General features: G+C 62.6%; 8 protein-coding genes. 6 read left to right on the plus strand and 2 right to left on the minus strand.

Annotated features, from left to right (window positions below):
* Positions 1–769 precede the first annotated feature (769 nt).
* Positions 770–1066, plus strand: a complete 297-nt coding sequence (locus HMPREF2826_RS00370) for a DUF1490 domain-containing protein (protein ID WP_070638055.1) — start codon at positions 770–772, stop codon at positions 1064–1066.
* A 58-nt stretch (positions 1067–1124) separates the two neighbouring features.
* Complete coding sequence (locus HMPREF2826_RS00375; protein ID WP_070638058.1) at positions 1125–3230, plus strand: heavy metal translocating P-type ATPase; 2106 nt, start codon at positions 1125–1127, stop codon at positions 3228–3230.
* Between the two features lie 163 nt (positions 3231–3393).
* On the opposite strand, the gene HMPREF2826_RS00380 is transcribed toward HMPREF2826_RS00375, so the two are convergent.
* On the minus strand, positions 3394–3966 hold the full coding sequence (locus HMPREF2826_RS00380; RefSeq protein WP_070638061.1) for a nitroreductase family protein: 573 nt from the start codon (positions 3964–3966) through the stop codon (positions 3394–3396).
* Positions 3967–4100: 134 nt separating this feature from the next.
* Entirely contained in the window at positions 4101–6362 is a 2262-nt protein-coding gene (locus tag HMPREF2826_RS00385) for a glycogen/starch/alpha-glucan phosphorylase (RefSeq protein WP_070638064.1), read from the minus strand.
* Between the two features lie 186 nt (positions 6363–6548).
* Here HMPREF2826_RS00385 and HMPREF2826_RS00390 point away from each other — a divergent pair, with 186 nt between their 5' ends.
* The 4 genes from HMPREF2826_RS00390 (at position 6549) to HMPREF2826_RS00405 (ending at position 10094) form a co-directional block, all read left to right on the plus strand.
* Complete coding sequence (locus HMPREF2826_RS00390) at positions 6549–7508, plus strand: AraC family transcriptional regulator (RefSeq protein ID WP_083307148.1); 960 nt, start codon at positions 6549–6551, stop codon at positions 7506–7508.
* A 228-nt stretch (positions 7509–7736) separates the two neighbouring features.
* Complete coding sequence (locus tag HMPREF2826_RS00395; RefSeq protein WP_070638071.1) at positions 7737–8486, plus strand: methionine ABC transporter ATP-binding protein; 750 nt, start codon at positions 7737–7739, stop codon at positions 8484–8486.
* Positions 8479–9153 (plus strand): methionine ABC transporter permease, encoded by a 675-nt coding sequence (locus HMPREF2826_RS00400; protein ID WP_070638074.1) that lies wholly within the window; start codon positions 8479–8481, stop codon positions 9151–9153. The genes HMPREF2826_RS00395 and HMPREF2826_RS00400 overlap by 8 nt, the downstream gene beginning before the upstream one ends.
* Positions 9154–9254: 101 nt before the next feature.
* The gene (locus HMPREF2826_RS00405; RefSeq protein ID WP_070638077.1) at positions 9255–10094 is read left to right on the plus strand and encodes a MetQ/NlpA family ABC transporter substrate-binding protein; all 840 of its coding nucleotides are present in this window, start codon (positions 9255–9257) and stop codon (positions 10092–10094) included.
* Positions 10095–10208: the final 114 nt, after the last annotated feature.

The following is a 10208-nucleotide window of genomic DNA, read 5'->3' on the forward strand; positions in this document are numbered from 1 at the left end:
CCCTCGGGGCCTCGCCCTTCCGTGCGGCGCGAGGTATAACTATACGTGTCTTGTGCGCGTTATGGGTCCGTGAAAGGGATGGTTCACAGAGTGTCCATATTTTTGAAGGGATGGCAGCCCCTATCCCTATAAGACCTATATAGTTACTTTCTTCCTTCTACATGGCTCGCTACGTAACGTAAAACGGAAAGACGACGCGTTATGGTCGTCGCTTTTGGGGCCTGCCGCTGGCTGGCACCTCCGGACGCGCCGCAGTCAAAAGGTGTTCTTTCGCCGTAGGCAAAATTTTGCGGCACGGCAGTCCGATGAATGGTAAAACCCAGCCCGCCCATTCACCCTTCTTCGCGGGAGACGTCAAAAAGTCGGCACTACTCGGCGGTTTTCCCTCATTTTTGGCCCAAATACCCGAGTAATGCCGACTTGGGAGGGAGAGCACAGGTAATGAGCTAGGTAATGAGCTAATAACTAGAGTGGGAATATGCAAAACTACCCATGGCAGCCTAGCGGCGACATCGATGGCGCGCCGCGCGGCCTGGATCGGCCCCGGCGGGCATGTCGGAACCCCTACCCCATCAGTCTGACTAAAGGGAAATGTATGGTGGTCCACCACCGCCTCTGCAGTCAGGCGAACCCTCTTCAGGTGACGCGACGTCACATCCTTGAGAAAGCGCCAGTTCGGCTTTTTTTGGTACCTGTCGCCGTGCATATAAGTTATAATAAGCATATTATTGTATGCGTACGTGAATACCAAACGAGAAAGGATCGTGACATGTCACTTCACAAGGGACTTTGTTGCCTCGGTGGCGTTGCTCTGGCAGGGGTTGTCGCAGGTTTGCAAAAATCGGGCGTGCTGCACAAAAGTGCCGTGGCGGTCACCTCGGGCGCCATGGCAGTTGGCGATGCGGTCAGCGCGGAGACGCAGTCGGTCATCGACGCGGCCAATGACATGCGCGCCGAGGCTCGTCGCAAGGCAAAGATCGACGCGCTCGTAAAGGCCGAAATCGCCGCCATCGAGCCTAGCATGCGCGAGAAGGCCACTGCAAAGGTAGATAACCCCACTGCGTAGGCATTTGTCTGCCCACATGTGAACACGTCAACCACGCTAAGAATGGCATTGGAAGCGTATGTACTATCACATTGCCCACGAGATGCCGGGAAGGCTGCGACTCGTCTGCGGAAGCTTGCTCTTTAGCGACCAAGAGAGCCTCGGCCTTTCCTGTGCGCTCATGCAGCATGAGCATGTCCTGTTTGCGGAGGTACATCCGGCAAATGGGTCCATCGTCATCACGCATATGCCAGGCGCGCGAGATGCGGTGCTTGGTATCCTCGACGCGCTTGAGGTGGATGACCTTCCGGTCAAAGACGTGCAAAGCGTCGAGATACCCCTCGAACTCCAGGTTGCTCGTGAGAACAATGAGTTTGCGCTGCATGTCGGGCACATTCTCATTGGTCGCGCCGTCGGACGTCTTCTGCTTCCAGCGCCACTCGGGGCCCTTTGGACGTTGGTACGTGCGGTACCCATCATCATGGGGGGCATGCGTCGCCTCGTGCATGGGTCGATAACGGTTGACGTGCTCGACGCGGCTGCCGTCGGCGCCTTTTTGCTCAAGCGGTCTTTTTCAGAGGTTGCCTCGATCGTGACGCTCATCGGACTCTCCGCGCGGCTTCAGGAGCATGTCGAAAAGCGCATGCGGCTTGCTCTTGAAGAGGGCATCATCACGCGCGCGGCGACGGCATGGCGCACGGTTGACGGCACGGACGTTGAGATCGCGATGGAAGAGGTTCAAGAGGGTGACGTCCTTCACCTGCTCTGCGGGTCGGTGCTGCCAGTTGACGGGACCGTCGTCGCGGGCGAGGGCGAGGTCGACGAGGCCTCGCTGACGGGAGAATCCCGCCTGGTGAACAAGGCGCAAGGAGCGACCATCTATGCTGGCACCGCGCTGGAGAACGGTGAGCTATATGTCCGCGTCGTCTCTCCTCCGGGAAAAGCTCGCATTGATGAGATCGTGACGCTCGTCTCTCGGTCATCTGCCCTCAAGGCGTCGGTGCAGAGCAAGGCGGAGCACATGGCTGATGCCCTTGTGCCGTATAGCTTCCTGGCCTTCTTCTCCGTGCTCGCGCTTACGCGCACGCTTACCAAGGCGCTTGTCGTGCTGATGGTGGACTATTCCTGTGCCGTCAGGCTGTCGACGCCCATATGCGTCATGAGCGCCATGAATGAGGCTGTCAGGAATAGGTGCACGATAAAGGGCGGCAAGTATCTTGAGGCGCTTGCGTATGCCGACACGATCGTATTTGACAAGACGGGCACGCTCACGCTTGCCCAACCGACCCTTTCCAACATCGTGCCGTTCTCCGACCTGTCAGAAGGGGAGCTGCTCCGCTACGCGGCCTGCATCGAGGAGCATTTTCCGCACAGCATGGCTCGGGCGCTAGTGGAGGCCGCGAAGAGGCAGGAGCTTGTGCACCAGGAGGAACTCCATGCACGCGTTGAGTATGTCGTTGCGCACGGCATCGTTACCACCATCGATGGCAAGCGTGCCTGCATCGGCTCGGAAGACTTCATCTTCATGGACGAAGGGGTTGAGAAGCCGGCAAACCTCGATCAAGTTTTTGCCGATGTCGCACCAGATGCCTCTCGTATCTATCTGTCTATAGGAGGAGAGTTCGTCGGGGCGTTCTGCATCACCGACGCCATACGACCCGAAGCAAAAAGAGTCATACGCGAGCTTCACGACCTCGGCATATCACGCGTCGTCATGCTGACCGGCGACGCCGAGACAAGCGCTCAGAACGTTGCGGACGCCTTGGGCATTGACGTTTTTCATGCGCGCGTTGCGCCTGAAGAAAAAAGCGCCTACATCAAGCGCCTGCGCGACGAGGGGCATGTCGTCATCATGGTCGGCGACGGCATCAACGACTCTCCCGCCTTGGCGACCGCTCACGTGTCGGTGGCCATGAGCGACGCGAGCGACATAGCCCGCGCCGTCGCGGACGTGAGCATCATGAACACCTCGCTCGACGGACTGGTATATATGCGCACGCTCGCTCAGCGGTCCATGCGGCGCATTCGCACAAACTATGCGGCAATCATCGCGGGCAACTCGGCGCTCATGGTCTTGGGCGTTCTGGGGCTCATGAGCGTGGGGACGGCGGCGTATATACACAATCTTTCTACCTTTGCGGTAGCGGCGGCGAGCACCTGCCCCTATCTGGGTCGCGAACGCTAGACACGCTGCGCCATGTGCCTATATACATGAAGCCATACGCCGTCGGGCGTGAATGCGCCTGGCAGCCCCTGTAGGCTGCCAGTCGCTTGTGATGGCGAAAGAGTCGCGTCCGTCCGCACGCACGTGCGTTGTCCCCGTCCCGTGCCTGCGACCGCCCTTGGGGCTAGCGCCTCACGCTCACGCGCTTGGTGACGTCCTCGGCATCCTTGGGGCCAGGGGCCTCAAGGATGTTGCCAAACACCATCTGCGCGCGCAGCACATACCCCGCGGGCACGTCAAAGAGCTTCCTCACGGCCTCGTCAATGACCGGATTGTAGTGCTGCAGGTTGGCGCCGATGCCCATCTCGGCGAGCCTGGCCCATACGGCCAGCTGCAACATGCCGTTGGCCTGCTCGGCCCACACGGGAAAGTTCTCGGCATACGACGAAAACCGCCCCTGCAGATCCCTGACCACGCTCTCGTCAATGAAGTACAGCACGGTGCCAGCGCCGGCCTTGAAGCCATCGATCTTCTCGCGAGCGACCTTGCCGCCAAAGGCGTCATAGATGGCGTCCCACAGCTCGTCCTGCCTCCGCCCCAGCGCAACGACCACGCGTGCCGACTTCATGTCAAATGCGTCGGGCACGAGCTCGACGGCACGAGAGACGTTCTCGATGACCTCGTCCTCGGAGACGGGCAGATCCTTGCCCAGGGCGTAGACGGACCTTCTCTTCGTAAGCGCGTCGAGCAATCCCATGGCGACTTCCTCTCGATAACGGCACCACCCACGGCGGCGCACCTGCGTCTAATAGCCTTGTATCCAAAGCATGACCACGTATGCACCTGCCCCGCGCAGGTTTCCTTTCGCAGGTCGCTCACGCCTCATGCCCCTCAGGCCCGCAGGTGCCAGATGTCGGCGTCGTACTGCGCGATGGTGCGGTCGGACGAGAAGTACCCCGCCTTTGCGATGTTGACGAGTGCCTTCTGCGCCCAGGCGCGCTCATCGAGCACGTCGGCGAGCATGCGACCCTTCACGGAGCAGTACTCCCTGAAGTCCGGGAAGGTCATGAACCAGTCCTTTGTCGTGAGCTCGTGATGCAGGCGCGAGAGGCTCTCCTCGTCTCCCACGGCGCCCATCTGGGGTCCCACGAGAAAGTCCACGGCTGCCTTGAGCTCTCTCTGCCTCCTGAGATAGCGCGCAGGGTCGTAGTCGCCCCGCTGGTAGCGCGCGATCACGTCGTCCGATCCCTCGCCAAAGCAGTAGATGTTGTCCTCCCCCACCAGCTCCGCGATCTCGACGTTGGCGCCGTCCATCGTCCCCAGCGTGACCGCGCCGTTGAGCATGAACTTCATGTTGCTCGTCCCCGACGCCTCCTTGGAGGCCAGGCTGATCTGCTCGGACAGCTCCGCTGCGGGAATCAGCCGCTCCGCCGCCGTCACGTTGTAGTTCTCGATCATCACGACCTGCAGGTATCGGCTGGCGAGCGGGTCGCTCGCCACGAGCTCGCCAAAGCTGAGGATCGCGTGGATGACGTCCTTGGCGATGACGTAGGCGGGGGCGGCCTTTGCGCCAAAGATCAGGGTCACCTTTCTCGGGGGAAGGATTCCTCTGAGGATGCGCTGGTACTCCCGGATGGCCCATAGCAGGTTGAGCTGCTGGCGCTTGTACTCATGGAGGCGCTTGGACTGCACGTCGAAGGTGGACTCGGGGTCAATGGCGACTCCCTGGTGCGCGAGCATCCACGCGGCAAAGCGGCGCTTGTTCTCCCGCTTGATGGCCGTGAGCTCGTCCAGGACCTCCCCGTCGTCCCGATAGGTCAGCAGGCCCTCGAGCTGGGTGGCGTCGCGCTTCCATCCCTCGCCCAGCTTGGACGAGACGAGCGCGGACAGGCGGGGGTTGCAGGAGACCATCCAGCGTCGGAAGGTGATGCCGTTGGTCTTGTTGTTGAACTTCTCGGGATACAGCCTGTGGAAGGGCGCCAGCTCCGACTCCTCGAGGATCTTGGTGTGAAGCGCCGCGACGCCGTTGACGGAGTGCGAGAAGTGGATGTCGATGTTGGCCATGTGCACGCGCCCGTCCTCGTCGATCACGCGGACGAAGGGGTCGTCGCAGCGCTCGGCGGCAATGGCGTCAAGCTCCCTGATGATGGGCACGAGCTGCGGGACCACCTCCTCAAGATAGGACAGGGGCCAGGTCTCGAGCGCCTCAGCCAGGATCGTGTGGTTGGTGTAGGCGCACACGTCGCGGACGATGTCGATCGCCTCGTCGCGCCCGATGCCCCTCTCGCCCAGCAGGCGAACAAGCTCGGGGATGACCAGGGTGGGATGGGTGTCGTTGATCTGGACCGCAGCGTACTGCGCGAGGTCGTGGAGGTTGCTGCCGCGCTCGACACACTCGTCGAGCATGAGCTGGGCGGCGTTGCTCACCATGAAGTACTCCTGGTACACGCGCAGGATGCGGCCGGCCTCGTCGGAGTCGTCGGGATAGAGGAAGAGCGTGAGGCCCCTCTTGACCTCACTCTTGTCAAAGGCGATCCCTTGCTTGATGAGCCGCTCGTCCACGCTGTCGACGTCAAAGAGGCGCAGGCGCCCGCACGCCGAACCATAGCCCGTGACCGCCACGTCATACAGGGTGGACGTGACCGAGAACCCGCCGAAGCTCACCACGTAGCGGCGCTCGCTCCTCTCCATCCAGCTCTCTTGGCCCCAGGTGAGCCAGGTGTCGGGCGTCTCGCACTGCTTGTTGCGCGCGAAGGCCTGACGGAAGAGCCCGCAGTGGTAGGCAAGGCCCACGCCGTCCGCGGAAAGACCCAGCGTGGCGCAGGAGTCCATGAAGCAGGAGGCAAGGCGACCGAGGCCGCCGTTGCCCAGCGAGGGCTCATGCTCGAACTCCTCGAGCTCGGCGAGATCCCTTCCTGCCGCGGCGAGCTCGTCGCGGACCTGGTCGTACAGGCCCAGGTTGATGAGGTTGTTGCTCAGGAGCTTGCCGATGAGGAACTCCGCAGAGATGTAGTAGAGCTTCTTCTTGCCCTCGTTGAGGCCCCGCTGGCGGCAGGCGTCCTTCGTGAGGCTGAGCAGCGCGTTGAAGAGCTCCAAGTTCGTGCAGGATTCCAGGGGCCTATCCGTGTACGTCGAGAGTCGCAGGCTGGTCATGGTCGTGTTCCCTCCCTTGGGCGGCGCGTCGGCGACGGCCGTCCCTCCAAACGTTCGAGCGATTATGCGTTAACTGAACTATAGAAGCCTTAGGGGATACATTTCTTGCACCAGAGCGGCGCAATATTGCACAATACAAGCAATATCGATCTGTGGAAAGAAAACGTCCCTTTGGGGGGAGACAACATGGCCGCCGATGGCTTCGACGAGTACAGCCAGTACCAGGAGACGCGCCTCCACGAGCAGCCCGGCTTTCCCTATGACACCTACCTCTGCACCATCCCGCTTGACTTCGAGCGCGTGGCTCCCCACTGGCACGAGCAGATGGAGGTCATCTACGTCAAGAGGGGCTCGGGCGTCGTCTCCGTGGACTTCGAGAGCCATCCCGTGCAGGCAGGCTCGATCGTCGTGGTGACCCCCGGCCAGATTCACGCCATCGACGGCGCGCGGGGCCAGCGCATGGAGTACGAGAACATCATATTCTCCCTGTCCATGCTGGGAGGAGGGCCAAATGACGCGTGGTTCGCCGAGAACGTCGTGGCGCCGCTGCGCGCGGGGGCCATACGGCTGCCCTGCCCCCTGATCGAGCAAAGCCCCCTCGAGGCCGAGGCCCGCGCCGCTCTCGACGCCGCCGACCGCGCCTGCGAAACGTGCGCGCCGGGCTACTCCCTCGTGGTCAAGAGCGAGCTGCTGCTGCTGCTCCGCGCCATATACCTGCACGGGGGCGCAGCATCCCCACGCCCGCGTCGCGCCTCCACCGACCGCATGCGCGCCGTCCTCGAGCTCGTGCAGGAGCGCTACGGGGAGCGTCTCACCGTCGAGGACGCAGCCAGGGTCGCCGGTTACAGCAAGGCGCATCTTATGCGCAGCTTCCGGCACGAGACGGGCCAGTCGTTCGTCAGCTATCTCACGGAGTATCGGCTCACCGCAGCGAGCCACCTGCTCAGACGCTCCGAGGAGCCAGTGAGCGCCATAGCCGCACGCTGCGGGTTCGAGAGCCTCTCGTACTTCATCCGCAGGTTCAAGGGGCGCTTTGGCATCTCCCCCGGCGCGTATAGGCGCCACGGGGCCGACGGGCGCGACACGGGCGATGCGGCCAAGGTCGATCGTTCATTATCGTCTATATCGATAACCAGCATGCGATAACAGATGTAGTGCTATGCATTGACTCGCAATTCACGCTCCCGCTAGAGTAGACGGCATGCGTTGGATCAGAGGACATATCGCCCCCGCGACGGCAACGGCCGCCATGCAGATGCCCAAGCCCGGGCACCTCCTTTAGGCGACCGCCGCAAGGGAGGACCGGGCGTTCCCATTGAGTCGCCGCTGGCAGGCGGCGACCTTCTGCCATGCCGTATCGAGCGGAGACGTGTCTTGATTTCCCTGCAACAACTAACAAAGGTCTACGGAGCTAACAGCGGTGGCGACCATGCCCTGTCAAACGTCTCGCTGGACATTCCCAACGGCGACGTGTTTGGCATCATCGGCATCTCCGGCGCCGGCAAGTCAACGCTGGTGCGCTGCATCAACCTCCTTGAGCGCCCCACATCGGGCAAAGTCGTGGTCGACGGCGTCGACGTGACGGGGCTCACGGGCAGCGACCTGCGCTCCTATCGTCGCCGCGTCGCAATGATCTTCCAAGGCTTCGGGCTCCTCGCCCAGAAGACGGCCCTGGAGAACGTGTGCTTTCCCTTCCTGGCCGGCACGGGCAGGGTCACCGAGGAAAACCGTCGTCGCGCCCGCGCGCTTCTTGACGAGGTGGGCCTGGCCGACAAGGCCTCGTCCTATCCCGCGCAGCTCTCGGGCGGCCAGAAGCAGCGCGTCGCCATCGCCCGCGCCCTCGCCTGCGAGCCCGAGTACATCCTCTGCGACGAGGCGACGAGCGCCCTGGACCCCGCCAGCACGGCATCGGTCCTCTCGCTGCTCAAGAAGATCAACCGGGAGACGGGCGTCACCCTGGTGGTGATCACGCACTCCATGAGCGTGGTGCGCGACATCTGCAAGGACGTCGCGGTGCTCGTGCACGGCACGGTCGTCGAGACGGGCGCTGTGGACGAGGTCTTTGCCCACCCGCGGCACGAGACGACCAAGGCGCTTCTGGGGCAGGTGAGCTGGGATGAGTAAGGTCATGGGCGACCTCTTCGCAACGTTTGGCCCGCTTCTAGGTCAGGGCCTCCTGGACACCCTCGCCATGCTGTTCTTCTCCACGGCGATCGCCTACCTGTTGGGCCTCGTCATCGGTGTCGTCCTCTACGTGACGGCGCCGGAAAGCCTGCGCCCCCATCGCGCCGTCAACGCGGTGCTCGGCTGGGTCGTCAACATGACCCGCTCCATACCGTTCATCATCCTGCTGGTCTCGGTCATGCCCGTGACCAAGGCTCTCGTCGGCACCACCATCGGCGTGCGCGGCGTCATCTTCCCGCTCGTCCTCTCGGCCGCCCCCTTCGTCGCCCGCATGATCGAGCAGTCGCTGAACGAGGTCCCGCGTGACGCCATCGAGGCTGCCGAGGCCTGCGGCGCCTCCCTGCCGAGAATTGTGCTCTCTGCGCTTTTGCCCGAGGCCATGCCCTCCATCGTGCGCGGGGTGTCCATCACCCTCATCTCGGTCCTGGGCTATACGGCCATCGCCGGCGCGGTCGGCGCGGGGGGCCTAGGCGACATCGCCATCCGCTACGGCTACTATCGCTACGAGGACCAGATCATGATTGCCACCATCGTTCTGCTCGTCGTTGTCGTCCAGGTCATCCAGAGCAGCTGCGACCTCATCGCGAAGCACATCGACCACCGCTAGGAACCAGGTTCCTACCCACCACTTATCGGCAACTTTTGCAACCCTCCAGGCATCTTGGCCACCGGAGTCTCCGGAGGCCCCCTCACACGAAAGGATTCGTCATGATCTCCAGAAGGAACTTCCTGTCCGCGTCCGCCCTCGTCCTGTCCGCCGGCGCGCTGGCGGCCTGCGGCACCGGCGCTTCATCTGCCGCTGCCGGCTCCACGGAGCAGAAGACGCTCAAGGTCGCCGCCTCCCCCTCGCCGCACGCCGAGATTCTCACCGCCTTTGCCGCTCCTAGGCTCAAGGACCAGAACATCGAGCTTGTGGTGAAGGAATACACAGACTACATCATTCCCAACCAGGTGACCTCATCGGGCGAGGTGGACGCCAACTACTACCAGCACATCAAGTACCTTGACAACTACAACAAGGAGAACGGCACCGACCTTGTGGGCGTGGCCGCGATTCACTACGAGCCCTTTGGCATCTACCCCGGCACGTCAAAGGACCTCGCTGGCATCGCCGACGGGGCGCAGATCGCCGTCCCCAACGACCCCACCAACGAGGGTCGCGCCCTGCTTCTGCTGCAGCAGGCGGGCATCATCACGCTCAAGGACCCCAACAACCTGGAATCCACCGCCGCCGACGTGGCCGATAACCCCCACAACGTGACGCTTGTGGAGGTGGAGGCGGCCGCGGTGCCGCGTCAGCTCCAGGACGTTAACTTTGCCGTCATCAACGGCAACTACGCCATCGACGCCGGGCTGCACGTGAGCGACGCCCTCGTGGTGGAGTCCGCCGAGGGCGTCGCCGTCAAGCAGTATGCCAACTACCTCGTCACCACGCCCGCCAACAAGGACGACGAGCGCATCAAGGCCCTGGTTGCGGTGCTGACCTCGGATGACTTCAAGAAGTACCTCTCCGAGACCTTTGACAAGGACGTTCTGCCCGCCTTCTAGGGCGGCATGCGCCAGGCACCACCACGCGTGCATGACGCCGTGTGCCAATCGGCGCACGAGGCGAACCTGCGGGCGGAGCAACGTAACAGGGGCGGGGGCGCGCCAAACCGGCGC

Source organism: Olsenella sp. HMSC062G07 (assembly GCF_001811895.1).
GTDB classification, from domain to species: Bacteria; Actinomycetota; Coriobacteriia; order Coriobacteriales; family Atopobiaceae; genus Olsenella_F; species Olsenella_F massiliensis.